At 43.7% G+C, this 26,012-nt stretch carries 30 protein-coding genes; 10 read left to right on the top strand and 20 right to left on the bottom strand.

Going from position 1 to position 26,012, the window contains the following annotated elements:
* Nucleotides 1-176: 176 nt before the first annotated feature.
* From NWF01_09285 to NWF01_09260, 6 genes are all read right to left on the bottom strand, one after another.
* Nucleotides 177-857, bottom strand: coding sequence for a delta 1-pyrroline-5-carboxylate synthetase (locus tag NWF01_09285; protein MCW4025211.1), 681 nt, complete (start codon nucleotides 855-857; stop codon nucleotides 177-179).
* The gene (locus NWF01_09280) at nucleotides 848-1,903 is read right to left on the bottom strand and encodes a H4MPT-linked C1 transfer pathway protein (GenBank protein ID MCW4025210.1); all 1,056 of its coding nucleotides are present in this window, start codon (nucleotides 1,901-1,903) and stop codon (nucleotides 848-850) included. The genes NWF01_09285 and NWF01_09280 overlap by 10 nt, the downstream gene beginning before the upstream one ends.
* Nucleotides 1,904-1,913: 10 nt before the next feature.
* The gene (locus NWF01_09275) at nucleotides 1,914-3,125 is read right to left on the bottom strand and encodes an ATP-grasp domain-containing protein (GenBank protein ID MCW4025209.1); all 1,212 of its coding nucleotides are present in this window, start codon (nucleotides 3,123-3,125) and stop codon (nucleotides 1,914-1,916) included.
* 31 nt (nucleotides 3,126-3,156) lie between these two features.
* Complete coding sequence (gene mfnA / locus NWF01_09270; GenBank protein MCW4025208.1) at nucleotides 3,157-4,287, bottom strand: tyrosine decarboxylase MfnA; 1,131 nt, start codon at nucleotides 4,285-4,287, stop codon at nucleotides 3,157-3,159.
* Nucleotides 4,287-5,003: a hypothetical protein gene (locus tag NWF01_09265; GenBank protein MCW4025207.1), complete on the bottom strand. Its 717-nt coding sequence runs from the start codon at nucleotides 5,001-5,003 to the stop codon at nucleotides 4,287-4,289. Before NWF01_09265 ends, mfnA begins: the two co-directional genes overlap by 1 nt.
* A 292-nt stretch (nucleotides 5,004-5,295) precedes the next feature.
* Nucleotides 5,296-5,511 (bottom strand): hypothetical protein, encoded by a 216-nt coding sequence (locus tag NWF01_09260; protein MCW4025206.1) that lies wholly within the window; start codon nucleotides 5,509-5,511, stop codon nucleotides 5,296-5,298.
* A 101-nt stretch (nucleotides 5,512-5,612) separates the two neighbouring features.
* Between NWF01_09260 and NWF01_09255 the strand changes: the two genes are divergently transcribed.
* The 3 genes from NWF01_09255 to NWF01_09245 are packed head-to-tail and all read left to right on the top strand — an operon-like array spanning nucleotide 5,613 to nucleotide 6,164.
* Nucleotides 5,613-5,759 carry a hypothetical protein gene (locus tag NWF01_09255; GenBank protein ID MCW4025205.1) on the top strand — a complete coding sequence of 49 codons (147 nt, stop codon included), beginning with the start codon at nucleotides 5,613-5,615 and terminating at the stop codon, nucleotides 5,757-5,759.
* A gap of 4 nt (nucleotides 5,760-5,763) precedes the next feature.
* Nucleotides 5,764-6,009, top strand: coding sequence for a hypothetical protein (locus tag NWF01_09250; protein MCW4025204.1), 246 nt, complete (start codon nucleotides 5,764-5,766; stop codon nucleotides 6,007-6,009).
* On the top strand, nucleotides 6,006-6,164 hold the full coding sequence (locus NWF01_09245; GenBank protein ID MCW4025203.1) for a hypothetical protein: 159 nt from the start codon (nucleotides 6,006-6,008) through the stop codon (nucleotides 6,162-6,164). Before NWF01_09250 ends, NWF01_09245 begins: the two co-directional genes overlap by 4 nt.
* Here NWF01_09245 and NWF01_09240 read toward each other — a convergent pair.
* The 4 genes from NWF01_09240 to NWF01_09225 all read right to left on the bottom strand — a co-directional run bounded on the left by NWF01_09240 (nucleotide 6,161) and on the right by NWF01_09225 (nucleotide 9,855).
* Nucleotides 6,161-7,354: a VTT domain-containing protein gene (locus NWF01_09240; protein MCW4025202.1), complete on the bottom strand. Its 1,194-nt coding sequence runs from the start codon at nucleotides 7,352-7,354 to the stop codon at nucleotides 6,161-6,163. The two genes, NWF01_09245 and NWF01_09240, sit on opposite strands and share 4 nt — an antisense overlap.
* A gap of 206 nt (nucleotides 7,355-7,560) precedes the next feature.
* Nucleotides 7,561-7,857, bottom strand: a complete 297-nt coding sequence (locus NWF01_09235; GenBank protein ID MCW4025201.1) for a winged helix-turn-helix domain-containing protein — start codon at nucleotides 7,855-7,857, stop codon at nucleotides 7,561-7,563.
* Complete coding sequence (locus tag NWF01_09230) at nucleotides 7,826-8,497, bottom strand: hypothetical protein (protein ID MCW4025200.1); 672 nt, start codon at nucleotides 8,495-8,497, stop codon at nucleotides 7,826-7,828. Before NWF01_09230 ends, NWF01_09235 begins: the two co-directional genes overlap by 32 nt.
* Before the next feature lie 134 nt (nucleotides 8,498-8,631).
* The gene (locus NWF01_09225) at nucleotides 8,632-9,855 is read right to left on the bottom strand and encodes a redox-regulated ATPase YchF (protein ID MCW4025199.1); all 1,224 of its coding nucleotides are present in this window, start codon (nucleotides 9,853-9,855) and stop codon (nucleotides 8,632-8,634) included.
* 215 nt (nucleotides 9,856-10,070) lie between these two features.
* Between NWF01_09225 and NWF01_09220 the strand changes: the two genes are divergently transcribed.
* Nucleotides 10,071-12,362, top strand: coding sequence for a C1 family peptidase (locus tag NWF01_09220; GenBank protein ID MCW4025198.1), 2,292 nt, complete (start codon nucleotides 10,071-10,073; stop codon nucleotides 12,360-12,362).
* Between the two features lie 95 nt (nucleotides 12,363-12,457).
* Here NWF01_09220 and NWF01_09215 read toward each other — a convergent pair whose 3' ends face one another.
* Complete coding sequence (locus tag NWF01_09215) at nucleotides 12,458-13,003, bottom strand: metallophosphoesterase (GenBank protein MCW4025197.1); 546 nt, start codon at nucleotides 13,001-13,003, stop codon at nucleotides 12,458-12,460.
* A gap of 151 nt (nucleotides 13,004-13,154) precedes the next feature.
* Between NWF01_09215 and NWF01_09210 the strand changes: the two genes are divergently transcribed.
* A complete protein-coding gene (locus NWF01_09210) occupies nucleotides 13,155-14,237 on the top strand; it encodes an mRNA surveillance protein pelota (protein ID MCW4025196.1) in 1,083 nt (360 codons plus the stop codon).
* Nucleotides 14,238-14,341: 104 nt separating this feature from the next.
* Here the strand turns inward: NWF01_09210 and NWF01_09205 are convergent, their stop codons facing one another.
* Nucleotides 14,342-14,860 carry an Lrp/AsnC family transcriptional regulator gene (locus tag NWF01_09205; protein MCW4025195.1) on the bottom strand — a complete coding sequence of 173 codons (519 nt, stop codon included), beginning with the start codon at nucleotides 14,858-14,860 and terminating at the stop codon, nucleotides 14,342-14,344.
* A gap of 152 nt (nucleotides 14,861-15,012) precedes the next feature.
* Between NWF01_09205 and NWF01_09200 the strand changes: the two genes are divergently transcribed.
* Entirely contained in the window at nucleotides 15,013-16,371 is a 1,359-nt protein-coding gene (locus tag NWF01_09200; protein MCW4025194.1) for a M20/M25/M40 family metallo-hydrolase, read from the top strand.
* A 135-nt stretch (nucleotides 16,372-16,506) separates the two neighbouring features.
* Entirely contained in the window at nucleotides 16,507-17,229 is a 723-nt protein-coding gene (locus NWF01_09195) for a HisA/HisF-related TIM barrel protein (GenBank protein MCW4025193.1), read from the top strand.
* On the opposite strand, the gene NWF01_09190 is transcribed toward NWF01_09195, so the two are convergent.
* From NWF01_09190 to NWF01_09180, 3 genes are all read right to left on the bottom strand, one after another.
* On the bottom strand, nucleotides 17,221-17,934 hold the full coding sequence (locus NWF01_09190; GenBank protein ID MCW4025192.1) for a hypothetical protein: 714 nt from the start codon (nucleotides 17,932-17,934) through the stop codon (nucleotides 17,221-17,223). The two genes, NWF01_09195 and NWF01_09190, sit on opposite strands and share 9 nt — an antisense overlap.
* A 90-nt stretch (nucleotides 17,935-18,024) precedes the next feature.
* On the bottom strand, nucleotides 18,025-18,342 hold the full coding sequence (locus NWF01_09185) for a hypothetical protein (protein ID MCW4025191.1): 318 nt from the start codon (nucleotides 18,340-18,342) through the stop codon (nucleotides 18,025-18,027).
* An 11-nt stretch (nucleotides 18,343-18,353) separates the two neighbouring features.
* Nucleotides 18,354-18,686 (bottom strand): hypothetical protein, encoded by a 333-nt coding sequence (locus NWF01_09180; protein ID MCW4025190.1) that lies wholly within the window; start codon nucleotides 18,684-18,686, stop codon nucleotides 18,354-18,356.
* A 138-nt stretch (nucleotides 18,687-18,824) separates the two neighbouring features.
* On the opposite strand from NWF01_09180, the gene NWF01_09175 reads away from it, so the two are divergent.
* A complete protein-coding gene (locus NWF01_09175; GenBank protein ID MCW4025189.1) occupies nucleotides 18,825-19,157 on the top strand; it encodes a thioredoxin family protein in 333 nt (110 codons plus the stop codon).
* Here NWF01_09175 and NWF01_09170 read toward each other — a convergent pair.
* Complete coding sequence (locus NWF01_09170; GenBank protein ID MCW4025188.1) at nucleotides 19,154-19,792, bottom strand: class I SAM-dependent methyltransferase; 639 nt, start codon at nucleotides 19,790-19,792, stop codon at nucleotides 19,154-19,156. The genes NWF01_09175 and NWF01_09170 overlap by 4 nt on opposite strands.
* 161 nt (nucleotides 19,793-19,953) lie before the next feature.
* Here NWF01_09170 and NWF01_09165 point away from each other — a divergent pair, with 161 nt between their 5' ends.
* Nucleotides 19,954-20,295 (top strand): transcription factor S, encoded by a 342-nt coding sequence (locus NWF01_09165; GenBank protein ID MCW4025187.1) that lies wholly within the window; start codon nucleotides 19,954-19,956, stop codon nucleotides 20,293-20,295.
* A gap of 11 nt (nucleotides 20,296-20,306) precedes the next feature.
* Here the strand turns inward: NWF01_09165 and NWF01_09160 are convergent, their stop codons facing one another.
* From NWF01_09160 to NWF01_09145, 4 genes are all read right to left on the bottom strand, one after another.
* On the bottom strand, nucleotides 20,307-20,861 hold the full coding sequence (locus tag NWF01_09160; protein ID MCW4025186.1) for a nitroreductase family protein: 555 nt from the start codon (nucleotides 20,859-20,861) through the stop codon (nucleotides 20,307-20,309).
* 60 nt (nucleotides 20,862-20,921) lie between these two features.
* Nucleotides 20,922-22,097, bottom strand: coding sequence for a hypothetical protein (locus NWF01_09155; GenBank protein ID MCW4025185.1), 1,176 nt, complete (start codon nucleotides 22,095-22,097; stop codon nucleotides 20,922-20,924).
* A gap of 148 nt (nucleotides 22,098-22,245) precedes the next feature.
* Nucleotides 22,246-23,379, bottom strand: a complete 1,134-nt coding sequence (locus tag NWF01_09150; GenBank protein ID MCW4025184.1) for a citrate synthase — start codon at nucleotides 23,377-23,379, stop codon at nucleotides 22,246-22,248.
* Between the two features lie 128 nt (nucleotides 23,380-23,507).
* Nucleotides 23,508-24,278, bottom strand: a complete 771-nt coding sequence (locus tag NWF01_09145) for a dihydrodipicolinate reductase (GenBank protein MCW4025183.1) — start codon at nucleotides 24,276-24,278, stop codon at nucleotides 23,508-23,510.
* 314 nt (nucleotides 24,279-24,592) lie between these two features.
* Here NWF01_09145 and NWF01_09140 point away from each other — a divergent pair, with 314 nt between their 5' ends.
* Nucleotides 24,593-25,924 (top strand): hypothetical protein, encoded by a 1,332-nt coding sequence (locus NWF01_09140; GenBank protein ID MCW4025182.1) that lies wholly within the window; start codon nucleotides 24,593-24,595, stop codon nucleotides 25,922-25,924.
* Nucleotides 25,925-26,012 lie beyond the last annotated feature (88 nt).

Raw genomic sequence — 26,012 nt, 5'->3', positions numbered from 1 at the left:
AAAATGCTGCACATTTTTTCCTCTAGCTCTTTTCTTCCCTTGTCCAATATTATATCTTGTTTCACATGCAAACCTCCATTTACAGCACACAATTAGCAAAAGCCATATAACTTGTTTATGACCGCTAAATCCATATCCAAAAAACAGACAAAAAAGCAATACCCCCGCTATTGAAGCTAAATTTTAACACCGCCTATTAAGGTGTAAATAGTTTTTTGACCCTTCAAAATAGCCTCGATACGTTCAGAGTAGAGCCCGTTGAGCACGAAGCAGGGAATTTTGGATTGTGAAAGCAGTTTTGGCAGAATCTTGTCTACGCTGGATCGCTGATTTTGCGCCAGCAATTCTTTGGGGGTTATTTTTTGGATTAGTTTGGCATCCCTATTTTTTTTGGGGTCAACATTGTAGATGCCGTCAACATCGGTTAAAAGCAGAATTTTCTTTGCCTCAAGTTTTTCCGCAATGCATGCGGTTATGGCATCCGATGTTGCATCCCACGAGTTCTCCAATGGATCAGCTGAAAACATGAAGCATGAGGGCAGAAAAACCGCCAGTTTCCCCTCAGACAAAACCTGCTCTGCATCCTCAAAACTGTCCACAATACATGAGTTAGGCGTCAAATCAGCCAACAAAAGTCCGTAAGCATCCATACCTAAAATTGCCATGCGATGACTCGTAAAAGCTGACAAATTAAACCGTTTATCCTGAGTTCGAGCAACATCAGCAAATTCGCCTCCTCCTCCAACCACAACCAAACTCTGCTTCAGGGACAACTCACCCAGTTTCTTGCACAGGACATGCAGGCTTTCGGGTTTTTCTGCTAAGCTGCCGCCGACTTTGACCACTGTTATGTCCATGAGTTTTGTCCTCCAAAAGTTTTTTGTGCAGTCATCAAAGCCACAGCCACAGCAGGGGTTGCCAGCGTAAAGTTTTCCTGCAAAACACCGCCCAAATTCACGGTTTGGTCAGCACAGATTTTTTTGGTGGCTTCTTTGGCAAGAAATTCTTTCCCAAGCCCCGTAACCACAACAGGAACCACCCCTTCGGCAACTGCTTTAACCCGAGAGTAAACTCTGCCTAAGCCTTCAGACACCTGCACAATTTGTCGTTGATAAATGAAATGCGCCATGTCAATGATTTCTTTTTCTGAAAGCATGTCTGTGTCAGCACACACGATCCTTGCAAGCCGTGCTAAGGCTTCAGGTACGGTTTTGCCTCTGCCATCTGCCGTGTCAGCTGTGTACTGCTGAGGCGTTATGTTGCCTAAAATCAAGTGCACATCCCCGCTTTGCGCAAACAGTTCCGAGGACACCTTGGCAACACCTGCCTTAGTTGGGATTTTGCCCACGATTGCAGCAATATTTGTGCGTATACTGCCAGTATAAACCAGTTCGCCACAGACAAGTTTTTCTAAATCTGTTTTGCCAACCGCAGAAACCACGCCGCCAATAATGGGAATTATGCTTGTGCTGGTGCTGCCCACATCAACAACAACGCAGTTTCTGATTTTTTGTGCTACCAGCCAACCTGTTGCTGCCCAATTTGCTGAGGCAACCTTTAGTGGATTTTGCAGGGCAATGTCGGGGGATAGGACTTCTGTGTCAACGGTTAAAACGTAAACGGGCAGGGGTTTGAAAGCGTTTTGGACGCAGGAGAAGATGTGGGTTATGCCTTCGCGTTTGGTTTGGTAAGCGTCTGATAGTTCCGCAGTCATTGTTATGCCTACTGCTTCAGGTTCGCCGCCTAATTTCTCTTTAAGCTCTAACAATACATCTACGAGTTTTTCAGGGTTTTTCCAAACAGGAAAATACTGACTAACAACAGAAACATTTTGCAGCTCACCTTTATTTACGGTTATAAGGGCTGCTTTTGTGTTTGCACCGCCAATATCTAAGCCAAGCACACATACCAAATCAGTTTCCCCTATCAATAATGCGTAAGAGTTCCTTTTTAGCTTCTTGCACACCTAACTTGGCTTTCTCCAATGAAGAGGCCTTGCAAAAAACTAGAGCATGAGTTTTTCCTGAAGCATCTGGAAACGGCGGTGAAGCAACTGTGGGCATTTTGAAGATTTCTTTGAGGGCCTCAATTTTTGGATTTGCTGTTTCTACTTTGGAAAAACAGAAATACCCATTAAAGGCAGGCTCACTGGGAAGTTTACCGTTTAATACTGCATCAACTATTGCTTGTGCAACATTAAAATTAACAACCCCGCTTAAACCCACATACGAGGTTGTCAACCGCGGATTAACATCAACCGCAAAAACCTCTTTATCAGTCAAAACAAAATCTACCCCAACATACCCACAAAAACCAAAGAAAACAGCAATTTCCCGCGCAACCCTAAACGCAACCTCTTTTTGCGGATGATTAAATGGCACAAGACCACCTTCATACTTCGAATCAGCCTCAGGCGTAGCCAAAATCACCTCTTGCTGGTTCAAGCTTATGGGCAAAGCATCTTTTCCAGTACAAATCAGGCTAACGCTAGCATCTACGCCCTTAACGTATTCCTGAGCAATGAAAACGTCTGCGTTAGTTTTTTTTATTGCTGCCTCAATTTGACTGATGTTTTTGATTAGGCAGATTCCCCCACAACTGACGTCATCTAGTGGTTTGAGTACGACAGGAAAATTCAACTCTGAAATTGCCTGCGTGTTTTTCTCTAAACTGTCTGTTGCATTAAGGGTTAGAGTTTTAAGTGTTGGGAACCCGTGTGTTTTAAGGTAATCATTTAGAGCTGTTTTGTTTGCGGTTTTCCCTATTGCATCAGATGTGCTGTTAAATGCGGTTTTTCCTGTTTCTTCAACTATTTTAACAAGAGACTGCAAGGTTTGTCTCGTTTCCGGAGCCACAACATATACAGAATTGTTAATGGCTGCTAAAGCGGCAAGAAACTTGTGGGGTTCCTCGGGTGAGTACATAGGCACAACAAAGTCGGCGTTTATGGGCGGGTTTAATTTGGATATGTTATCATCCAGTAAAACCGTAACTTGATGCCCTGCACACTTAAGGTCAGACACTAAAGTACGCAACATACCAAAGCCTTCACATAAAACGTTAGATGAAACAGGTTTTGCTCCGCCACCACTAGCATATTCGTAAATCAGTGTCTTCACATTCATTCTCCTGCTCCAAGAAAAAGCGGAGTAGTTCTTAAAAATTTTGCTTCAACTCAAGTAGAAGAGCAGATAAGTTCGCTTTCTGTGTATGAGGCATAACAACAATACGTATGCAGTCCAAATGAGGCACGTATGAAAGACGCCAGCCTTTTCTTTGTAGGTTCTCAAACAACTGTTTAGTGTTTTTGCTTCGGAACGCGACAATGTTTAACGTAGGTTCAACAACTAAACAAAAGTCAAATGCCACTAATTTTTCAGCCAAAAACGCCGTGTTCTCCATACACTGCGCCACAATTTTCCTGTAACCGTCCCTTCCAAGCATTGCAAAGGTTGCATATACTGCCGCGGCTGAGGCGCCGCTACGTGTGCCCGTAAACGTGTAGCTGTATTTTTGTGTGAGGTAGGGTGTTTCGACTTTGAGTGCCTCTATGTCGTTTTTGTTTCTAAATAGGATTCCACCGGCTGGGACAGGTGCCATCCCCATCTTGTGGGGGTCAACAGTGATGGATTGTACACCAGACAATTGAAAATCAAAACGGGATGGATTCTCCAAAAAAGGCAAAACTAAACCGCCAAACGCCGCGTCAACATGCAAAAACAACCCATACTTTTGGGCAATCTCTGAGAGTGCATCAATTGGGTCAACTGCGCCCAACTCAACAGTTCCAGCAGTGCCCACAACCGCGATAGTGTCTTTGCTGACCAGTTTATCCACGGCTTGGGGGTCAACGCGGAATTGTCTGTCTAAACCTGCGTAGACTGGTTTGATTTTTAGGGCATTGCAGATTTTAGTAAATGAGAAGTGTGCGGATTTGGGTAGGATTATTTCTGGTGTATCTGTGTGGCTTTTTGAGCGTGCCGCAAGCATCGCCATCAGATTTGCTTCGGTTCCTCCACTCACAATAAACCCTGCTGTGCTTTCTTTGCCGCCAAGCAAAGATGCTAACTGCTTTACGGCACGTTTCTCCAGTTCTGCGCTTCCAGGAAAAAGTCCTGCGTCGCCAAGGTTTGAGTCTAGAAACATTTGGTAGGCTTCTTTGGCTATGGGTAAGGGTTTGGTGCACATGGAGCATAGGATTTTGCCATCAGTGTAGGTTTGGTTTTGGGCTTGCAATATTTTTAATTCGTCAAGGACACGGTTTTGGTTTTGTCCCTTTTGCTGCATTAGGGCGTCACCTGGACAATCTCTAAAAGAGCTTGAACTTGCTTTCGGCTTATGCTGCCTTTTATGCGGTCACACCCCGTGCATGCCGCGCCCCGCACGCCCACAATATCAGCACCCAAAGCCTTAACTCTGCATAAGTCCTCTGCTTTCAAAGACCCCGCCAGTGCAACCTGTAAACCAAACTCGTGAGCAATCTTAACAAACTGCTCCAACTGTGCCACGGATAAAAAGTCAAATGTGCTTTTGCCATCCTTAACCGCCGTGTCCAACATTGCAACATCTGCGCCAGCCGCCTGTGCTACCTGTGGAACCAGCACTGGATTAATGGAGTTTGCCCTTTCTGAGTCGGCGTATCCGGTGGCGACTATTTTGACGTTGGGGTTACAAAGTTTAGCGGCTTTCACAATTTTTTCCAAGTAAACCGAAGCTTCAGCTGCGGTTTTTAGGTTTGATAAGCCAACTTTTACGTAGTCCACGCCCAACGATGCAGCGCCATAAGCCGCCAATGCCATGGAAGCGGGAACAGTGGGGGCTTCGCCGATGGTGCAGCTGGTTTCCAGAGGTTTTGGCGTGGATTCTTTTATGCATTTTATAACCCACGGAAAATTCGCGCCTAAAGGTCCCTCCTGGGGGTTTTTGACGTCGATGATGTCTGCTCCTCCAGCAATGGCTTCTTGGGCTTCAGACTCGTTTTTGGGGCTTATCAGCAGCTTCAAGGCAACATCTGTACAAAAAGCGGAGGGTTGAGGGTTTTAAGTTTTGCGATGTAACTCTGCAGTTTTACGTTTTAGAACCCAAAAGAAAAACAAATACGGTTTGGCTAATTTCTGCCTCGTTGCAGGCTGCAAAAAACGCACGCAAAAACAACCCGTACACTACCTGTTACCTCTCCCCTCTAAGGTATCTGCATATGTCAAATATTTGGAGCCTAATAGGTTGGTGAAAAACGCACCCAAACAAACAAAAAACGCAACGGTTTCGTTTCCGTGTATCTAAACGTGAGAGGATTTAGATGTTGTTTTTGGCTTTTGTTATTGTCACTGTTTCGCCCTTGATTTCAATTTCCACTTTGTCTTTTTCTTTGAACGGGAATGTTCCGTCTCTGGCGACTTCAGTGGGAACGTAGAAAAAGAATCTGTCGTAGGTTTTTTTGCCTGTTTGTGTTCTTCTGTTTATGAATGTTCCTGTACCTTTTTTCATTTTGGTAGCCTTATCTTTGTACATAATGTTTACCCACAAGTTTCTTTCCAGTGCATAATTTATGTACATAATTTAGTAGCAGAAGCCTTAAGTATGCGGACAAGCATTAACACCCTCAGACCATCATGAACAAAATAGCCATAATCACAATCAGCCTAGTTCCAGAAGCCAAAGAAACATCAAACAGCCAAATTGAAAAAGAAATCAGCAACAGCATCGAGTGCGATTGGCTACTGAAAACCCAAAAAGTAACAATTCTCGAAAAAAGATAGACTTTTGCTGGGAGGGCTGAAAATAAAGCTTAGGATAAAATGTGCCAGTTGTGGTTTCTGGAGCAGCATAGAAGTAAACAAAGTCTTCGTCGAACAAAAAAGCCCAGAGACAAAAGTGGCAGTCTTTATCCCCATGTATCAGCCCATAAAAACAGAAACATGCCAAAAATGCAAAACCACCCTAACAGAACCCAAAACCCTAATCCGAATAACAAAAACCCAAACCATGAAAGGAGAAGACCGCATGTGAGCCAGCAAAAAGCCAAGCAGTATAACGTAACAGGCATGACGCCCAGCCAGCAACGCGAACTATTCAAACAATGCTTCAATCAAACAGGCTTTAAGGGCTTTATAAAACACCAAAACAACCAACAAACACACTACACCTTCCAATACAAAAACTAAGCAAGAACGCTTTTTCTGTATTCCCAAATTAGAAGTATAATCACTACAATAATCACTAGTAGTATCAAAAAGGGCAAGTTATATGCGGCAATTAATTCTCCGATGTACGCGTAGAGCAGGCATCTTGGTATCGCACCGATAAACGTGAGCACAGAGAACTTGGTAACTTTAGTCTTAGTCAAACCTGATAGATATGAGACTGCATCAAATGGCACTAAGGGAATAAGTCTTCCAAGCAAGATTGCCCAAGAACCCCACTTGTTAAACCATTGGTTCATAGGTGCTAAAGTGCTCTCTTTCACAAAGCGTTTTACCAAAGGTTGCCCGCCCAATCGTGCGATGTAGAAGCAGATTACAGCACCCACAGTTGAACCTAAAGCTCCAAAGAAGGCAACACTAAGCGGATTCATTGTCATTCCAGCGAAGGCTAAGAAAACCTCATTTGGAATCGGCGACAACACAGAAGAAATAATCATCGCGGTAAACAATCCAATGGGTCCATAAACTGCCATCCAACCCTTACACGTAATCACTACAAAATTTACAAACCCTGGAAAACTCCCTAAATGAAGCGGGAACAACTGTAAAATTAGCAAACTTACCGCAACGATTACACCTACACAAAAAAGAATACTGGATATTTTGTTGAACCTTTCTGACGGCGGTTTTCCATCAATGGTTAGAAGCGTAAAGATTAGGATAGAAACGGTAAGCCAGAAAATACCCAGCAAACACCCACCTAAAACATCACTAAACCAATGAACATTCAAGTAAATTCTATCAAAGCCGACCACTGAAGCGATTAAGGTGGCTAAAGCAATGACCACTGCTTGGGGTCTAGTGGTTTGCCAATGTTGCCAAGCAAAGTAGGCAAGTAAACCGCAGAAGACAATGCCCCCGACAGTATGACCACTTGGAAAAGAATAACCCATATCAAAAATCACCATGTTTGTAGGTCGGGGCGATTGAACCAATGTTTTAAAGCCAACAACAAGTAAGGCATCGCCGCCCATAGCGCCTAGCAGTAAGAGACTTTGAAGCCTATAGTTCTTGTAGAAGAGGTAACTTGCAATAGCTAAACTCACAACAAGTAAACTGTAAGTGTCAAAGGCATAAGAGATTCCAATGGCTATGGTTGTTGCCCAACCTGACTGTATTGTGGGCACCAAAGTGTTGACTGAAAGGTCCAATACTCTCAAATGATCTCTAAGAAATAAGATAGAGAGAAAAGCGACAAGAAAAGCCAAGCAAACCGCTAAAGATTTTTTGTTATCGCTCATTAATTTGAGTGCGCGAGAACTCTTCACTTTGGAAACGCCTGTCATTTCCATATGTGCATAAAATAAAAGGCACGCTCACTCAGAAGGAGTTCAACAAAGCGCGAACCCTTGCAGGCTTATGTTCTTGGTCCAAGTCTGCCGAACCTTAATTGTCCGATGTATTTTAGTATCCAACGAACAAGCTCATTATAAGCTTGGCTGCCTTCAGCTGTTAGATAAACAATCCCTTCATCATCTAACTTGACAAACCCTTTGCCAGACATCCACGTGAGATACTTAACTAAACGATCATACGACAGCCCCGTAACGGTGGCCAATGTTGTCCTGTTGAGGTTCTTTTTCTCTTTCAGCGCCTCAATGATTCGGGCGATGACGTAGAGGTCAAGCTTGGAACTCTGCTCTCCCGAACTCAACGCTAAACCACCGCAACTCCCAAACCAACATATCCAAAGCACGCAATTCCCTGTAACGCTTCAAGAGGTCATCACCAAGCGCGAATGCTACTACTAAGATAGCGATAAAACCCCAAAATAGGGCTCCAATCGGCACCAACTCATGTAGAATTATCAGGGTTAAGCTATTCCATGCAAGCTCAAAGGCAGCCAGTGAGACAACCATATAGGTTCCCGCCTTAAGGAGACTGTAAATTGTGTAACCAAGTCTTGCGATAGCGATGTCTTCAAGGGTCTTTTCCCAATCCATATCAACCAATAATTTCAGGGTGGAGGAAAAGCCTTTAGAAATTTCAGGCTGCCATTCACCCTCTTTAACAGCGTTGACTTGCTTTTGTATGTATAGTACACCACAGGTAAGTCCAGCCAGTGGGATCAACAACATCAAGAAGGCTACAACAAAAAACATTGTACTGGTGAGAATATGTTCTAACTCGTAAATTTCAAACACAGTAAGAATCGCCAAAAAGAAGGCTATTGAACTGCCGACGATAATGATGAATTTTTTCAATGAAGTGGCTATTGCATTGTACTTTTTGATGTGATCAAGTGTAATCAGCAATTCCGAGACTTTTGAAGCCACCTGTTCCTCAGTAATCATTCTGTCCACTTCAAAATCTGCTATTTATTTTAGAGAAAATAATTGTCTATTGGATATAAGTCAAACTCCTTCTGAGTGAGTAATTATTACAATAGACGCCCACAAATTTGGGTGAGTTTAATTTTTGATGTGAATTATGTTCTTTTTTGTGTGCTTATGATGCTGATTACGTCTTTGTCTTTTAGGGTGGTGTCTTCTCCTATTCTGCGTTTGTCTCGTGCGTTTATGGCGTATAGGAAGCTGTTGCCGAGTTCGGTGTGGATGATGTAGGCGAATTGGTGGGCGGTGGTGCCGTTGGGGACAAGGTAAGCGTCGGGTAGGACGCGTCCGTTGTGGTCAGTTAGGTGCTCGGCGTCTTCAACGGGGTACACAGTTATCATGTCCAGCAGTTTGAGGTACGCGGTGTTTATGGCTTCTTGCACGCCCGTGGAGCCGTTGGTCTGCATGATTTTTTCGCGAATTGACTCTAATCCCTTAATTTGCCCCGCCGAGAGCTTCTCAGGCTGCACAATTTTAAAATCAGCATCGCCTGGGCGGTACTCAATCAAGCCCCTCTCCGCCGCGCGCCTTAGTGCCAGTTCTGCCTCAGCAGAGCAGGGAACAACCATGTAATCCAGCTTTCTAAGTCGCTCAACGTTGTCCTTAGCCGAGGGCAAATCAATCTTGTTAGCAACAATCAGCATGGGCTTGGAAATTCTGCGCAGGTTGTCCACGAAGCGGTAAAAATCCTCATCCGTCCAAGTCGCGGGCTTATCCATGTTAAGCCCAGCTTTTCGGACGGCTTCGCCAACGTAGACACGTTTGATGCTGAGCCCATTTAATCGGTCCTCTAAGTGGTGTGTGATGCCCTTCTTGTCGGCTTCGGCGGTGCGGGCGATTTTGTCCCAGTCCTTCTTGAGAATCGTGACCATCCACATGGTGATTTCCCGCTCCAAAAACTGCACATCCTCTACGGGGTCATGCTCGCCAAGCTTGCAGCTTTTTCCCTCACAATCCGTGCCACCCGAAGCATCCACAATATGAATCAACGCATCCGCCCTGCGAATCTCATCCAAAAACTGATTCCCCAATCCTTTACCTTCCCACGCGCCCGGCACGATACCTGCAACATCAATAATTTCCACAGGAACCAATCGGGCTCCGTCAAGGCAGAGGCTGTTGCGGGGATTATCTTGGACGTTAAATTCTTCATGAACGCATTTGGTTCGGACGTAGCCGACGCCGCGGTTGGGTTTGATGGTGGTGAAGGGGTAATTTGCCGTTTCTGCTGCGGCAAGTGTGGCGGCGCTAAAAAATGTGGATTTGCCTGTGTTGGGTTTTCCGATGACGCCAAGTAAGCGTGAGTATGAGCGTTGCATAGGGAACCTTTTTGTTGGCGCAGTATTTTTGGGTTGTTGTAACTTTTGTCCATCACTAATTATTTAATACTTCACTGGTTCATGTTTTAGCTGGAAAAAGACTGGCTCTTTGGAGCCCACGGGTTTTTTCAAAAGCCTCTTTGAAGTAGGGCAAATTTTAGGAGGAAGAAACAATTAAAGCAGTTCATGCTGGCTTAGCGTTTTGCTTGATTTGTTTGATTGTTCTTGTATGCTTTAATGTTCAAGTTTCACCTAAACAACCCCCAAACCAGCCCCTCAACACGGAGGACACAGCGCAAGTTAAAACTCACAAGATTACCCCAAGCGAGCTTGCGCAGCTAAAAATCAGCATCGGCACATACGAACCGGGCAAAAACTACAGCCAAATCATCAGCGGATACGGCACGGGACTGAGCCCACCCACAGAGCAGCAATGGAGCGACATCGCCCAAAACGCCTACATCGTGGACAAAACAGCGGGAGCATCACCTGCAAGCGTGGACTGGTCAACCTCCCCATATTTCCCGCCTATTGGAAACCAAGGCCAACAAGCATCCTGCGTGGGCTGGGCAACGGGCTACTACGTTAAAACTTTCCAAGAAGCCAAAGAGCACGGATGGGCAGTTTCATCGGCGAAAATGGAAGGCGGCATACCTGGATATCCAACCCCTGAGTATCAGGATAAAATTATGTCTCCTGCATTCATTTATAACCTCGTTAATAATGGTGTAGACGGCGGCTCTAATTTCCAAACCGCCATTCAACTGGTCTGCTCAATTGGCGAGTGCTCATGGGCTAGTATGCCGTATAATCAGGAAGACTTTCTAACTTGGCCTTCTGAAGCAGCTTGGGCGGAGGCACCATTGAACCGTGGAAGCGGCGGCTACCAATACATAAACCTCAACACAGACGCGGGCTTAGGCAACGTTAAAGATTTGCTTGCCTCAGGCAACCTTGCCATCATCGCTATGGACGCTTACAAGCTGCGAAACAGCACTGCTTCTCTGTTGACCAGCAATGACGTTTTAACCCTTGACAATTACGTTAACCCCGTCGTTAATCACGCAGCCACCATAGTTGGATATGATGATGGTGTAGCGTATCTTGAGGGTGGAGTAACTCATTATGGCGCGTTTAAAATTGCGAACACGTGGGGGATAGGCGTCTGGGAAAAAGTTCCAGACGGATGCTACTGGATTTCCTACGAGGCAATGAAGCAAAGAGTAAGCCTTGGCAGCGCATGTATGTTCTACTGTGATAATGTGAACTACCAGCCTAGTTTGCTGGCTAAATTCCAGATTAACCATGCAAGAAGCGCCTGCGCAATCTCTGTCGGCTTAGGCAACCCTTCCGCGCCTATCGCCTTAAAAAGTTTCAACGAGTTCATCATGGGCGGCTCTTTGCCTATCGGAGACAATAATGTGGTTTTGGACATATCAGAGTTCAAAAGTTACATGCCAAACTTTTACAATCAGCAATTCTTTTTGGATATTTACGAATCGGGGACTGCTGGGTCAGTGTCATTTTTCTCGGTTGCAAACACTGTGTCTGCGGCTGTGCCAATGCAAACAGTTCTGGGTAAGCACATTTACCTGTCAACGTATTACTCCACTGCGATGCCGACGCTGACAGTTTCCCCAACATATGGAGCAGCATCCTGCCCCGTTACTCTTTTTGGGGTAAATTTTGCGTCTAACGCGCAGTTGATGCTGTCGTATCTTAATCCCCTCACAGACGTGTGGGAGCCAATAGGAACGATAACAACATTAACAAATGATTTCACCTACCCTTTAAATGTGGCAGACCTATTGCAGGTTAACCCCGCAGGCGACAACCCCGAGTTTTCAGTTAACATTGCTTTTCGAGTGCAGTACGTCAGCAACGGTTTAACCTGCATAACCACCACGCCTTTCAGCCAGATGCATAGAGGATTAACATGCGTAAGCAACTACACTGCATCAGGGCTTATTGGGGGCAACACGGTTTTTGTCTCTAACGTCACTGCACAAGCAGGACAAAGCATCAGCGTTTCTGGCAAATGGTTCCATCCGGGACCTGTGTCTTTTTTTTGGGATAACGCAGCTTCTATCGGCACCGCCGTAGCAGATAGCTCAGGAAGCTTTGTGGGAACTGCGCTTATTCCTTCAGCCCCCACCGGAGTCACCCATAATATTACTGTGGCAGATTCAAACGCACGTTTAACCTTCACAATAACCCTCACACCAACACCTCAACCCACAGAAACCAAGCAAAACGAAAACTCCAACAGTGGCGGAGGAGGTGGAGGGGGCGGAAAAGCAAAAACAACATCAACTCCGACCCCAACCTCAACTTCAACTCCAACACAAACGCCCACTATCATAGAGGACGACCCAATGGGTTCTCCCGAATCTGTTCCCAAGTTTCCAGAGCACAGCTTATTGCCAATAATTGTTTTCCTTTTTGCTATGGCGGTAACTGTGTTTTTAGGCGTTAAAATTAGTCGGCGTCACAGCTCACTCTTTTAGAAAGAGAGAAAGTCTGCTCTTAAAGGGGATTTCTCCGAAAACATAAGATTAGGGGTTTAACCAGTTTGTAGCCTGTGCCAATGCCCATCCTATCTTTAATGTTCAAAATGAACTATTTCCGGTTCAATACTGCCCTCAGAAACCCTAAGCAAAGCAACCGATGGCTTAGCAAAAGAAGGCGAATCCGTTGGGCTCCCCGGATTAATGTATAGCATTTTGTTTTCCCATTTAATATTGGCAACATGCGTGTGCCCATACACAAAAACGTCAAAGCTGTTCTGCTTGGCAATTTCCCGCATCTTGTTCATTCCAAACGCGGTGCTGGGGTCATGCATAACCCCAATTTTCCAGCCAAACACCTTAAGCGAACTCATCTTAGGCAACGCGCCACTAACGCTTGGACCATCCATGTTTCCATAAACAGCCAAAACAGGCGCTAACTGCTCCAGTTCATCGACCACTGCAAGCTCTACTATGTCGCCAGCGTGGATTATGTAGTCTGCTTTTTCAAATATTTCAAAAACTTGTTTGGGTAGTCCTCTTGCTCTTGATGGTACATGGGTGTCTGAGATTACTCCTACTATTTTTTGGGCGCTAAAGCTTGATGTGTTTTTTTTGAGGACTGATTGTTCACTACTCATGAATATTACCTTGTTGCTATTTGTTGTTACTTCCTTTGATAGCGTAATGAACGCATTTAAAATTTAGGCTAAAAAATCCTTTTTCAGCTTGGTTTTGTATCGGCGTATTTTTATCTGCCCAAACACAAACTAACTGCAGAGATGCAACCCCGTGAAAATAATTGAAAAAAACCTGCGGCAAGGCTTCCTAAAAGTGGTCCCAGACACACAAGACGACCTATGGCACCTATACAACGTAATTTACAAGGGTGATGAGGTTTACGCTTACACCTCCAGAGCCATAAAATCCGACACCGAATGCTCAAGACCAAAAAGCGCTGAACGAGTTTCTGCTTTTATGGGGGTAACGGTGGAGTCGGTGAGTTGGGATAAGTTTCTTGGGAAACTGCGGGTTCACGGCTTGATTTGTCATGCTCCAGAAATTATTCCAACAGGCGCACATCATACGATTAGCATTGCGCTTAATCAGCCTGTTACCATCGTGAAAAAAGAGTGGTCAAAACATTTGCTGGATAGGTTGCAGAGAGCCAGCGAAGCCGAAAAACCTCTGCTTATTCTTAGTATTGATGATGAGGGTTTTGCGGTTGCGGAAACTAAGCAGTATGGCGTGGAAATAAAAGTTGAAGAACGCATCAAACTTCCAGGGAAAAACGATGCTGATAAACGTGTTGAAGCCACAAAGGGCTATTTCAAACGCGTTCAAACCAGCCTAAATCAGCTTTGGCAGCAAACCCACAGCCCAATCGTGATTGTCGGCGTCGGCTACGTAAAGACTGACTTTGCCAGTTACCTATCCGAAGAAGCCCGAGAAATAGGCAAATCTGTTGTTGACATCAAAAGCGTCAATAATGGCGGACCCGCGGGGATTTATGAGGCTCTTCGTTCAGGCGTGCTTTTGAAGGCTGCGAATCAGCTTCGGATTGTAGAGGAAACCCAAGTTGTTGAGGAAGCCATGAAGCGCCTTGGTAAGAGTGAGGGTACGGTTGTGTATGGGTTTGAGGCTGTGGAGAACGCGGTTATGATGGGTGCGGTTGAACGTTTAATTGTTACTGATATTACCTTACGGGATGCTCCTGATGAGACACGGCTGAAACTTGAGACGCTTATGCATGATGTGGAGAAGCGTAATGCGGCTATTTCTGTGGTTAGTAGTGAGCATGAGGCTGGGGTGAAGCTTTTGGGTCTTGGGGGTCTTGTTGCATTGTTGAGGTTTCCTATTTATAGTGGAACCTGAGTGGGTTGTTTTTATGTGCAATGCGCTAAAGAAGGTCTAAGTTGCTGATAGAGCGGTTTCTTAAAAAAAGGTATTGGTGAATTAACTAAAAGAAAAGGAATGGTTTAGTTTTTACCTGCTTTTAATGATGCCAAATATTTTAGGTGGAATGATTTTAGAACAATTCCAGTTTTAAGGTCAACATTAAAGGTTTGGCTTTCAACTACCCAATCAGCTAATTCGGCATTTTGGGTTCGGATGAATTCTGAGTAACTTGAAAAGTTCTCGTGTAGCGATATAACCATCGCGTCCCAGCCCATACCTGTTCCTTCAGAAACCATGATAACGTTTGGTTGCTTTAGGTACCATTCTTTTAGTTTCTTTTGGGCTTCTTCTTTGTCTTTGTTTGTTGTCAGTTTGGCTTTGCTTTTTATGAAGTTGAATGCCGCCATTTCAAAACCGATTTGTCCTAGTTTGGGTATGACGGTGTAGCCTTCAATGTAGTTCTTTTCTAGCAGTGCACGGCGCCGAGTTACGGTTGGCTGTGATACACCGATTGCTCTTGCAAGTTGCCTATCGCTTCTATGCGAATCTTTCATCAATTCAAATAGCAACTTATAATCTATTGGTTTTAAACCCTTCATGATACTTCATCTTGAATAATATGCATTTTTTTGCAATATATAAATCTAATGTTAAAAAATGTAAAAAAACGGCGTCAACCCATAAGAGTTAGCATTCAGATAACCTTATCAGAAAAACACACAATTAACTACCTATTAAAGGTAATCCCAAATTGGCAATAAAACTACTTAAAGAAACTGAAAAAGAAATCACCACACTCCTAAGCAATCTAATCAAAATAAACACAACAAACCCGCCAGGGAACGAAATTGCAGCTGCAAAATTCATAGCCCAAACCTTGCAAGAAGATGGCATACAATGCGAAATTATTGAATCTGCCCCAACACGAGGCAGCCTAATCACAAGGCTCGCTGGTTCAGGACAAAAACCCAATCTACTTCTACTATCTCACATCGATGTGGTAGCTGCTAATCCTGCTGAGTGGAGTGTTCCCCCATTTGAAGGCAAAGTCAAAGACGGCTACGTTTGGGGACGCGGCGCCTACGACATGAAAGGCATGACCGCAATCGAGCTTATGACACTTAAACTTTTAAAACGTAACAATGTGCCCCTCAAAGGAGATGTTATGCTGGCTGCAACCGCGGATGAGGAATGCGGCGGAGAAGCAGGTGCAGGGTATTTGCTGCGTAATTTCCGCGAGAAAGTCTGGGCGCCATATGTTATTAATGAGGGTGGCGGCTTGGCGGTTCCTACAAAAAAGGGTAATGTGTTTCCTGTGCAAACTGCTGAAAAGGGAATTTTATGGTTCAAAATCAAAGCCAAAGGGGTTCCCGGTCACGGTTCCATGCCCAACATGGCTGACAATGCTGTATTGCGCATGAATAAGGTGATTTCAATTTTAAGCAGTTATCGTGCTAAAATTGAATTTGTGCCAACCCTTAAGCAGTACCTTGAGGTAATCGCTAAATTCAATGAGCAATTATCCGAGCCCTTCGCTAAAATGCAGGCAAATCCTGAAGAAAGCGAAGCTGTGCTTGATGAGTTAGAAGCTCAAGGCGAAATGTTGGCGCATGAAATTAAGCCTAGAATCAAAATGACTCTTGCACCAACAATCGTTCATGGCGGAGTGAAAGCAAACATTATTCCTTCAGAGTGCGAAGCCGTTTTTGACTGTCGCGTTTTGCCTGGTCAGAGCGTAGATGAGACTTTGGCGCTGTTTAAGAGTTTGCTGGTTGATGTCGGTTTGGATAAGTTGTCTTTTGAGATTCTTCAGATGCATGACGGTTCTGAATCATCCCTGCAAACACCACTCTATGACGCCATAGTTTCTGTGCTAAAAGATTTGGAGCCAAACTGTGGAGTTACGCCGATGATGATGACAGGCGGTACGGATTCTAGATATTTCAGGGAAGCTGGTAGCGTATGTTACGGTTTTCACCCTATGATTCCTGATGAGCCTCAAGATAAACTGGAAAAACGTATGCACGGCATTGATGAGCGCATAACCGTCGATAACCTTGTCTTTGGAACCAGTGTGCTCTATGAGGTCGTAAAGAGGTTCATGACCTAAGACTGAAAATGTTAGCAACTTCCCTCTTAAACACCCGACCCTTTTCTTTACTCGAATAGGTGCAAATAGAAAATGTTGCTCTGAACAGGGTAAGTTTTTGTATCAGCAAAAACTATTTTTCAGTGTGATATCTGCTTGAAAATCATTCCCGTTATTGACATACTAAACGGCGTTGCAGTTCATGCAGTACGTGGAAACCGTAAAGAGTACCAGCCGCTCAAAAGTGTCTTGTGCAAAACCGCAGACCCCTTAGAGGTTGCTTGTGTGTTCAGGAGCTTAGGCTTTAGGGAGCTATACGTTGCAGATTTAGACGCTATTTTACATCAAACTGCAAATTACCCGCTTTTTAGCGAGATTGTACAGAAAACAGGACTCAAGCTGATGGTTGATGCAGGAGTTACCACTTTGGATGCCGCCCAGAAACTGCTGAATTGTGGTGTCTCCAAAATTATAGTTGGAACTGAAACCCTGACCCATAAAGACTTTGTTTCTGAAATAATTTGGGAAGTGGGACGTAATAATGTGGTAGTGAGTTTAGACATGAAAAACGGGGCAATTTTGGGTTTAAACGAAAAACAAGACCCACAGGCGTTGCTTTCGGATTTTGAGGGCATGGGCATCAGTGAATTTATTGTGCTTGATTTGACGCGGGTAGGCAGCAACGAAGGTGTCGATACTGTTTTCCTAAAAAAAATCATTGAACAAACACGTTCCAGCGTTTATGTCGGCGGCGGCATAAGAACCATAGAGGATTTGGTTGAACTGGAAAATTTGGGTGCCAGCGGGGTTTTGTTGGCTACAGCTTTGCATGAAGGAAAAATCTCAGTTGCCGACTTGAAATTTGAGCGGTTACTTTAAAAGGCAAATGATGCCGCCGAGCTGATTTATGCGGGCACCTGCGGCTGAGTCTTCATTGACGACGCGAGTTTTAATCTGCTTGTTTTGGGCTATTTGCATGAGCCTGTGCACACGGTTTTTTTGGCGACTGCCCTTAAGGTAATTGTTGGTGAGCAGCAGGTACTCGGGGCTGGGTTTGCCTACGGTTTGCGGGTTGAATATGGCGTTTTCTGCTTCTTGTAGCGAGAACAGGACGTAATTGTCCATTGTACCCAACCGCCTTTCTATTATGCTTTGCAGGTTTTCGGTTTCTGTTATTGTGGTTTGCTCAATTAATTCTTTGAACTGGGCTGTTCGGGTTATTGCTGCTACCTGAGGCGGCGTAACAGCTGAACCAGTAATTTGAGAAAACGTTGCTTTGCCTTCTCCAGAGAATAGCCATGAATGATGCGAACGGGCATGACCAAGAAAGTCTTGAGCAAAACTGGTTTTGGATGGCGCCGCGATTACGATGCTTTTTGTGCCTTCTTTGATGCTGGGGCGTAGTGCGTTGATTAGAGTTTCGTGGAAGTTGTAGAGTGCTTTTTGGTCTTTGCGCTCGCCAGTTAGGGTGATGATTTTGTCTGGTTTGGCGACGTTGCTGAAAATTTTCCATGTGGCTGCACTGTTTTGTTCTATGCCCAGCAGTACTGCAACTGCATAGCCGCGTCTGTAGGGTTTACCCAAGTTCTTCACTGCTACTTATTCAGTGTTAAAGTATTAGATTGTTACTTTGGAAACCTGCAATTGTCCACAATTGGTTTGCTTAAAAGATGGTTAGGGTGTGGCTGGTGTTGCTTCTAGTATGTTCCAGATGTTGTTTTTGATGTCAAAGGAGAGTTTTAGTGTGTAGGTTTTGTTTTCTATTATTGAATTATACAGGTTTTCGTTGATGGTTGCGTTGCTGTTTTGTATTTCAAAGGTTGTGTCTGTACAGTTTACCATGTAATTGCCGTTCTCCATGAATTTGGATTCGATGGTAACGTGACGGGTATAGACTTTAGTGTTTAAATCATTGAGACTAAGGAATAAGACTGCGCCCAAAGTTATAACCATAAAAATCATTGTAAAAACTAGGTAGTGCCGCTCTCGCATAATTATCTCTTCTATGGGTAAAGCGTTAACAGTTTAGTAAAGTTTTCGTAGAGGTGCATTGGCTCAGTCACAGGTATTGTAAAGTTTTTGCCCTCAAACACTTGAAATTCCTGATAGGTATATGAGAAGTTAGTGTTCACTTGACAGGTTGCGTTTGCGCCATGCCAAACAACAACGTATGTTGTTCCGCCAGAGTACTTTTCAGTGGACGCAACAGTAAAGTTACCTTTCAAAACGTAATCTGAAGGGGCAACGGTTGAGTGTAACCCTGAAATAATAATGGCGCCGCAAATTGAAACCAGTATAACTACGGCAAATATGACGGTTTTGTCTGCCTTATCCATTTTTCCTCAACCGAATTTGCCACATATTTGGTTTTGCTTGTTTATCAACATTTTCCAATATCCCCCTTCTTCTTTAGGGAACTGTTGCGGAACACTAAGTTTAAGAAGAACGCAATTGGGTATTTTAAGGTGAAAATTTTGATTCAGATAGATTCTCAGAAACAATTGGATGAACAATTAAAGGAAAATCCAAAGGTTCTGGCGCTTTTCTACGCTTCATGGTGCCACTACTGCAGAAACTTTCTTGCAACCACAGACAAAACCCTTAACGACTACGGCTTTGAGCACATAATCCACGTTAACATTGACGATTTCGATAATCCTATGTGGGTGACCTACAATGTTGAAGCCGTGCCAACCCTGATTTACTTTGAAAACGGAAAAATCAGCAAACGACTCGACGCGGAGTCAGGCACAGGCTTAACCGAGCAACGCTGTAGGAACTGGCTGCAAAAAATCCAAAACTCTTAGGGTTTAACGCCGCAAAGCAGAGCTACTTCCATCCATTTCCAGTGGCAATCCACATCTTCAAATCCTATTTGCTTTAGCCATTCAAGTTGTGTTTGCATGTCCAGCAGTTTGTTTGAGGGGTCTTCATCTTCAGGTTTAATGGCTATGGCTTGCAGGAACTGTAAATGAATGTTTTGTGTTGGTGAGGATACATGTTCTAGATTGCAGAAGGTTCCTTTGGGGTTCAGCAGGTCGAATATTTCCTGATAAAGCTGCTTTTTTCTTTGGTGTGTTAAATGGTGAATTGCAAGGCTGGAAACCACCATGTCAAAGCAGCCAAGTTTCCCGCTTGGAAGGGGATTGGACATATCATGATTGAAGTATGTGATTTTCGTGTCCTGAGCAAATCTTTTCTTTGCCTCGGTTAACATGGGTTCAGAAAAATCAAGCGCTACCCCTTCAACAGTTGGACACGCAGTTTTCACCAGAGCAAGGAGTCGCCCATCACCTGTGCCTAAATCCAGAATCCGCTTAGCACCTGTTGGGATTTGTTGAAGTAGTACTGCTTCGCCTTCTGTTCGGTGAGGGAGCTTATCGGCTCTTGACAGGTAGGACAGGGCGTGTTGTACAGTTTGCCATTCATTGGGGGTGCTCATTATTGTCATCTCTAAGCCCTAAAACAGGCTTGCATATTTACTTTCATGTTCTATAAACCAGTTCTTTCATGATTGCCTGATTCATTGTTTTTCTGCAAAAAAATCCTTATATCGAATGCTGATATTACCTTTGGGTTATTCAATAGTACAGAGGTTTTAGAATGGAATTTTGTCCAACCTGCGGTTGTTTTCTTTCGCCCAAAAGAACCCGAGATGGCACAGTTTTGTCCTGCTATAAGTGCGGCTACATCAAACAGGCTGCAGACAAAAAGGATGAACTAAAAGTAACAAAGGTTTTCCAGCCTAAAGTGCAAGAAACCCTCACAGTCATTACAGAAGAAGACCAGAAAATCAGCACCATGCAAACAATCAAAATGAAATGCGAAAAATGCGGAAACAACGAAGTCTACGTGTGGCAAGTGCAAACCCGCGGAGGAGATGAAGCATCCACGCAGTTTATGCGTTGCACCAAGTGTGGTCACACTTTTAGGGAATACGCCTAAAAAAATGGCGTTTATTTTTCCCAGTTTAAAATTACAGGCTTTTTTCTTTTTCCTGTGCCCAAAGGATTCTTAGGATAACCCAGCACAAACGGCACCATCATGTCATAGTTTTCTGAAATCCCAAGTTTGCGTAGGATTTCGGGTTTGCTGTTGATTAGGTTTACAAAGCCCATGTAGCAGGTTCCTAAGCCCAGTTCATGCGCTTTTAGGAACATGTTTTGTGATGCTAAAACACAGTCGAGAAGGTTTACGTCTTTCCATTGGGGGTCTTTTTCTGTGCAAATCATTATGAGGACTGGCGCGTTGTAGCACACTACGTCAAGGTCTGTGGAGAACTGCGTGGCTAAGGGTGGCATGTATTTTTGGACAAGTTGTTTTGTTTCATCGGAAACGTACTTGATTAATTTCTTGTTTTCGATAACTACAAACCGCCAAGGTTCACGGTGCATGCCTGTAGGAGCCCAAATGCCCGCTTCCAAAACTGTATCAATTAGCTCTTTTGGCACAGCTTCTTCGGTGAAGGCTCTTATGCTTCTTCTTTTTGTAATGCATTCTTGAAGTTCCATCTTTTAGCTCTCCATACCCTAAGAAAAAACTGTTTTAGCTAATATAGTTTCCAGCATTCATCAGGGATAGGTCTGGTTCCAATAGTAAACCTGCTGGTACTGGTTACCTATGGGGTACGCGCTGTCATCATAAATTATGTCCAAGCTGTAACCATAATGCGCAAGTAACACCCGCGAAATGTCCCAAATGACAGGAGACAGCTCATCTGGACCCCACGCACCCCATATTTTATCATGTGGGTGCCTCATACCCCAACCATAATCAGTTGGCAAAACAAGAGCTACATCAGCTTTGATTACCCCAAATGATTCAGATGACATATCCGTGATGTCATTCCAGAACCGCTCCAACGCATTAAAGTGTTCATCAGTTAAAACTCCATAAGGGTTATCCTCAGGGTATGTTGGATAATCAAAGATTAACGCATATTTTGCACCTGTTTCGTAAGCGGTTAGTAGGTGACTGTACATTTCCTCGGCGCCTTCAAGATATGGTGGGTTATCATAATTCCAAGTTATCGTGATACCCCAATCTTTGCCTTGCATGTCTGCTGCTCCCCGTACCATCGCGGTTGTCTGCGCACAACTGCAATTCGCGCCAAACTCTCCCAGAATTACGTCGTAGCCTGCCTGATAATCAAACCAGTAAAGAGCGTAATCCGAAGTAAAAACGGTGATGTTGCGTGCATGCAATGCCTGAATTCCCGCGTCATTCATTATTACCCAACGGTAAAACTCGGAGGTTGTATGATAATCCAAAATGTCACTGCTGGACGCGTTTTCAACCCATCCTGCGTCGGTGTGAATGCCGCCTGGCTCATCATAATAGTAAACACCTAAAAACTTGGTACCCCAGCGTTCCTTAGCCATATCCAACCAGTCATACTGCCAAGTCCATTTAGGCAAAGTAGAAGTGTTTGTCAAATATGTTGCCGTGCCCAAGTTAACAATGAAGTTTAACCCTGCATCTGTTGCGTAATCACAAACCTCCGTCAGCGCCGTTTCATTGAAAGCAACCTGCGAATTGCTCTGTAAAAACAGGTTCATGTAGCCTTTCACTCTGTCTATCATAAGTTTGGCGCCTTCAATGGTATCTCCGCAGTACATGACGCCGACATTGAAGTCTGTTTTAAGAGTCTTTTTCGGGTTCGGTGCAAGATAGCTGGCCAGCACAAAGGATGATAACAAAACTATGCACAGTGCAATTACAATCAGGATCACAATTTTTTTTGTCAATCCTCACTCGCCTCTTAAACAAATTAACAATGCCAAGAGTGTCTATTTTCTAGAAGTATAGGTGGGTAGATATGTTTTTCGAATAAAAAGGGGAAACAAAAAATTTTGCATGAAAAGGAAAAAATTATTTTAGCATAAAAAATTGGGTTTAGCGGTTTTCGATTGGGATAAATTCTCGGTTAAATTGACCCGCATACTTGGCATCTGGACGTAGCAGAACCGCATCCTCATATTGCTCAATAATGTGAGATACCCAGCCAGTAATTCTGCTGGAAGCAAAAAAAGGTGTGAAGAACTCTTTAGATACTCCCAACGCGTCCATGGTTACGGCTGCATAGAAGTCTACGTTGGGATAGATTTTTTTGCGGTTATATACTATGTTTTCGATTTGTACACATTTATTATACAAGCCCAGTGTGCGTTGACGATGACATAGGTCTTCAACCATGCCCCGTAAATGCTTGGTTCTTGGGTCTTGAGCACGATATATTCGGTGACCAAAACCCATAATCTTTTTCTGGTCAGCCAACAAGCCGCTAATATATTCGTCTACTTCTTCTTGGAGGTTAACATCATCTAGCATTTCCATGACTTTCTCGCTTGCTCCTCCATGAATTGGTCCTTTTAGTGTTCCAATAGCTGAGGTTACTGCAGAGTACATGTCTGAGTTTGTGCTGGCGGTTACTCGAGCTGCAAAAGTTGAAGCGTTAAAGCCGTGGTCAATGTGTAGGGTCATGTAACGGTGTAGAACGTTGGTTTCGCTTTCTTCGGGGACTTCGCCTCTGATGAGGTAGAGATAGTTTTTGGTGAAGCTGAACTCTTTTTCAGGTTCAGGAGTTTCAAGCCCTTGGCGGCTTCTGTAAATTGTGGCAACTATAACCGGTACTTGAGCGATTAGGCGCATTGCACGTTTCATGTTGACTGTGTCAGAGAGGTTTTGTCCGTCAGAGTCAAATTCGCCAAGATGTGAAACTTCAGTACGTAAAATATCCATTGGGTGACAGTTTTTTGGGCTGGCTTTTATACTGTCAACAACGGCGCTTGGGAGAATCATGTTTGAAACGAGTTCAGTTGTGAAATTGTTTAATTCTTGGCGGTTGGGTAGTTCCTTGTGCAAAAGCAAGTAGGCCACTTCTGCGTAAGTTACTTTCCCAACAAGATCATCAATGTTGTAGCCTAAATAGTAAAGTGCACCGTTGAAATCCACGTAACTAATGCGTGTTTCTGCTGCGGCAACATCTTTAAGTCCACGAATAACTGCTCGGTCTGGATTATCAATCATACTAACATGTCCTCCCCCACTTGGAAGTGAATTATTTGAGAACAAGGCTAGAAAACAGCATATTGTTAAATATTTTTCTATCCAAATCAGCCGATAATTCAAGAAAGTGTCAGGGTGAAAAAAAGAGGCTATTCCAAGTTGAAATAGGGTATAAGCAGATTCTCCATGGAGTACAAACCCTTCTTTTTATCGACAAGATTCTTAGCAGCAAACAATGCACCGTTACCAAATGCTTCTCGCTGGATAGATTCATGAATTAAACGCACAGTCTGGAAGGGAAAACCAAAGATGATTTCGTGGCGACCCACAACTCCTCCTACCCTTACGGATTTGATGTCAGCAGGTGGCAAAGCAAGGGTTTCTGAAATTTTTATGGCGGTTCCTGAAACCTCTTTTTTGTTTTTGAAATGCTCTTCAATAAGCTCAATGTCAGTGTAGGGTGCAATGTTTTTGAGGATTTTACCTGCCAGCATCAAAAAGTTGATGCCTATGGTTATGTTGGGTGACCAAAGGATTTTTGTTTGACACGCCAATTTTTTTAGATACGCAATGGTTTCAGGGGGATACGCCGATATTGCTGTGACGATGGCTATGCCTCTTTTAGCGGCTTCCTCACCGTAAGCTAAGATAGCGTTTGAAGAGGAGAAATCGATTATAACATCCACGGGATGTACATCAAATAGCCGCTGGGGCGTCCATTCGTCTTTAGGAAAAATTAATCCTTGTCCATCACATTGTAGCATTTCATCTTTTTTAATGCCTAGGAATTCTGAAACTGAACGATGCTGTAGACCTTTTGATTTTCTTATAACCCAGCAAAGATACACTTCTTCACTTTGCAGCAGAACAGTTGCAACTGCTTTACCTGCTCTGCCAAAGCCAAATAATCCAACCCTCATCTCTTATCTATTGCTCTATAGCGTTTACAGTATTTATTTGTTTATAATTAGGGTATGTTACGTCTTTTGGTTTCAAAAATGCCGAAAAAATTGCACATAGGTTCAATTAATCTGACTCTGACTCCAATTTCAGTCTGCTCTACTATTGCATCACAATAGAAAATAACATTCTTAAAAATAGAAAAGAAACCTGTCTTAAGCTTATGCCAAAAGTATGGTGTGGTGCCAAGAGCAGGGTTTGAACTTCAAACAAGTGACTACTTCACCGATTAGCTTCCCTTTTTCCTTTAAAGTAGCGTTCTTTAGCCTAAAAATTGACAATTAAGTGGGAAAGTACCCATTCTGCACCTGTCGGATTACCCGAAACCTTCCTTATGCCCGATAATCAACGCTACATAGTAGCTCCAAACGGCAGACTATTTTGTGTTGACACGGGAGAATACTATCGGAAGGGCAGATTTACTAAAAAACAAAAACGCCACTACATGCGCCTACACAGTGGTATGAAGCTGGCATCATCACGAAAAGAACGCCTAACCTTTATGACCCTAACAACCCGCTACGACAAAACAAATCGCAAAAACCGCTTTGCTAAAGTTAAAATGCTCAATAACGCCTTTATTGTGCTAAGAAAGCGCATAGAACGCTTCCTACAAAAAAGAATGTACATGCAATTTTGCAGAAAAAACTACTCTGCCAAAGAGTTCTACCGCAACAAAAAAGGCACCGTCATATACGGCTATGAGCTACACGGAGACAAATTAGCCGTTAAATATCCGCTTGATTTTGCCATGTTCAAATTCAAATTCCGCTATTTCAAGGTGAAAACTGCCGAGGGTGGCGGGGTACTGCACGTTATTTTCAGAAAAGCCCACAACGTACCCCCAATCCCGTTTAAGTGGCTTCAAGAACAGTGGGATGAACTATGGAACTCGCCCCGAGTCAACATCAAAGACGTGCCCATAACAAGCGCTCGCGGTCTGTCAATGTACATGGTCGGACAATACTATGCTAAACAGCCCGTTATTCGCATGAGTTATGGTCGGCAATGGGTTTATCAGGGCTTTAAAAAATCCTTCAATCACATAGCAGAAATTTACGGGTCTATGCGTCAACCTAAAAATGACCCCTACGAACTCCCAAAAATTACTCCTTGGAAGCGTGTTCTTGAGGTTTGGGATAAAAAAATGAAAAATAGCGACTTGCCAACCATCGCGGGAACAAGCCAAAAACGCTTTCGCTTCCACAAATGGGACGATTGCTACTATGAAAATCGCCGATTAATAAAAAAACCACCCACAAAAACAATACCTCACCCTATAACCAAACAACCCGTAGAAGTCTTTAAGCACAAATTATTTAATCCTAATCCTTTCCAAAAGAAAGTAAAACCGGTGCAGACAAAGCAATCGACCTTTGAATTTGTGGAGATTGAGGATAAGCATTGGTGGGAAAACGGCAAATACTGCTATAGCCTGTGCACGGTGTTAAGTTTGAAAAATTCAGAAAAGCAGTGGATTCTTGCCAATGTAGAACCACCTGATAAACAATATCACATAATCCCAATGGATGCAGAACTCAAAAAGAGAAAAGACCAAGAAGAAAAAGAAGCAAAAACCCGCTTAGAAAAACTCTACAATTTTTAAGGTTTCTTAGGCATTGGTTTCAAAGTAACTTTATAGCCACAACTCGAACAGGTAACTCTGATTAATTTCGATTCTGTATCCCATTCAT

It is taken from the genome of Candidatus Bathyarchaeota archaeon (genome assembly GCA_026014585.1).
GTDB lineage: Archaea > Thermoproteota > Bathyarchaeia > Bathyarchaeales > Bathycorpusculaceae > Bathycorpusculum.
The sequence above is the reverse complement of the archived record's forward strand: the minus strand, read 5'-3'. Positions and strand labels throughout refer to the sequence as shown.

Excerpts from the sequence above, each read along its gene's own strand:
- NWF01_09285 (MCW4025211.1), bottom strand. The coding sequence starts at position 857 with ATGGACATAACAGTGGTCAAAGTCGGCGGCAGCTTAGCAGAAAAACCC.
- NWF01_09275 (MCW4025209.1), bottom strand. The coding sequence starts at position 3,125 with ATGAATGTGAAGACACTGATTTACGAATATGCTAGTGGTGGCGGAGCA.
- mfnA (MCW4025208.1), bottom strand. The coding sequence starts at position 4,287 with ATGCAGCAAAAGGGACAAAACCAAAACCGTGTCCTTGACGAATTAAAA.
- NWF01_09260 (MCW4025206.1), bottom strand. The coding sequence starts at position 5,511 with ATGTACAAAGATAAGGCTACCAAAATGAAAAAAGGTACAGGAACATTC.
- NWF01_09255 (MCW4025205.1), top strand. The coding sequence starts at position 5,613 with ATGAACAAAATAGCCATAATCACAATCAGCCTAGTTCCAGAAGCCAAA.
- NWF01_09230 (MCW4025200.1), bottom strand. The coding sequence starts at position 8,497 with ATGATTACTGAGGAACAGGTGGCTTCAAAAGTCTCGGAATTGCTGATT.
- NWF01_09225 (MCW4025199.1), bottom strand. The coding sequence starts at position 9,855 with ATGCAACGCTCATACTCACGCTTACTTGGCGTCATCGGAAAACCCAAC.
- NWF01_09215 (MCW4025197.1), bottom strand. The coding sequence starts at position 13,003 with ATGAGTAGTGAACAATCAGTCCTCAAAAAAAACACATCAAGCTTTAGC.
- NWF01_09205 (MCW4025195.1), bottom strand. The coding sequence starts at position 14,860 with ATGAAGGGTTTAAAACCAATAGATTATAAGTTGCTATTTGAATTGATG.
- NWF01_09185 (MCW4025191.1), bottom strand. The coding sequence starts at position 18,342 with ATGCGAGAGCGGCACTACCTAGTTTTTACAATGATTTTTATGGTTATA.
- NWF01_09180 (MCW4025190.1), bottom strand. The coding sequence starts at position 18,686 with ATGGATAAGGCAGACAAAACCGTCATATTTGCCGTAGTTATACTGGTT.
- NWF01_09170 (MCW4025188.1), bottom strand. The coding sequence starts at position 19,792 with ATGAGCACCCCCAATGAATGGCAAACTGTACAACACGCCCTGTCCTAC.
- NWF01_09165 (MCW4025187.1), top strand. The coding sequence starts at position 19,954 with ATGGAATTTTGTCCAACCTGCGGTTGTTTTCTTTCGCCCAAAAGAACC.
- NWF01_09160 (MCW4025186.1), bottom strand. The coding sequence starts at position 20,861 with ATGGAACTTCAAGAATGCATTACAAAAAGAAGAAGCATAAGAGCCTTC.
- NWF01_09150 (MCW4025184.1), bottom strand. The coding sequence starts at position 23,379 with ATGATTGATAATCCAGACCGAGCAGTTATTCGTGGACTTAAAGATGTT.
- NWF01_09145 (MCW4025183.1), bottom strand. The coding sequence starts at position 24,278 with ATGAGGGTTGGATTATTTGGCTTTGGCAGAGCAGGTAAAGCAGTTGCA.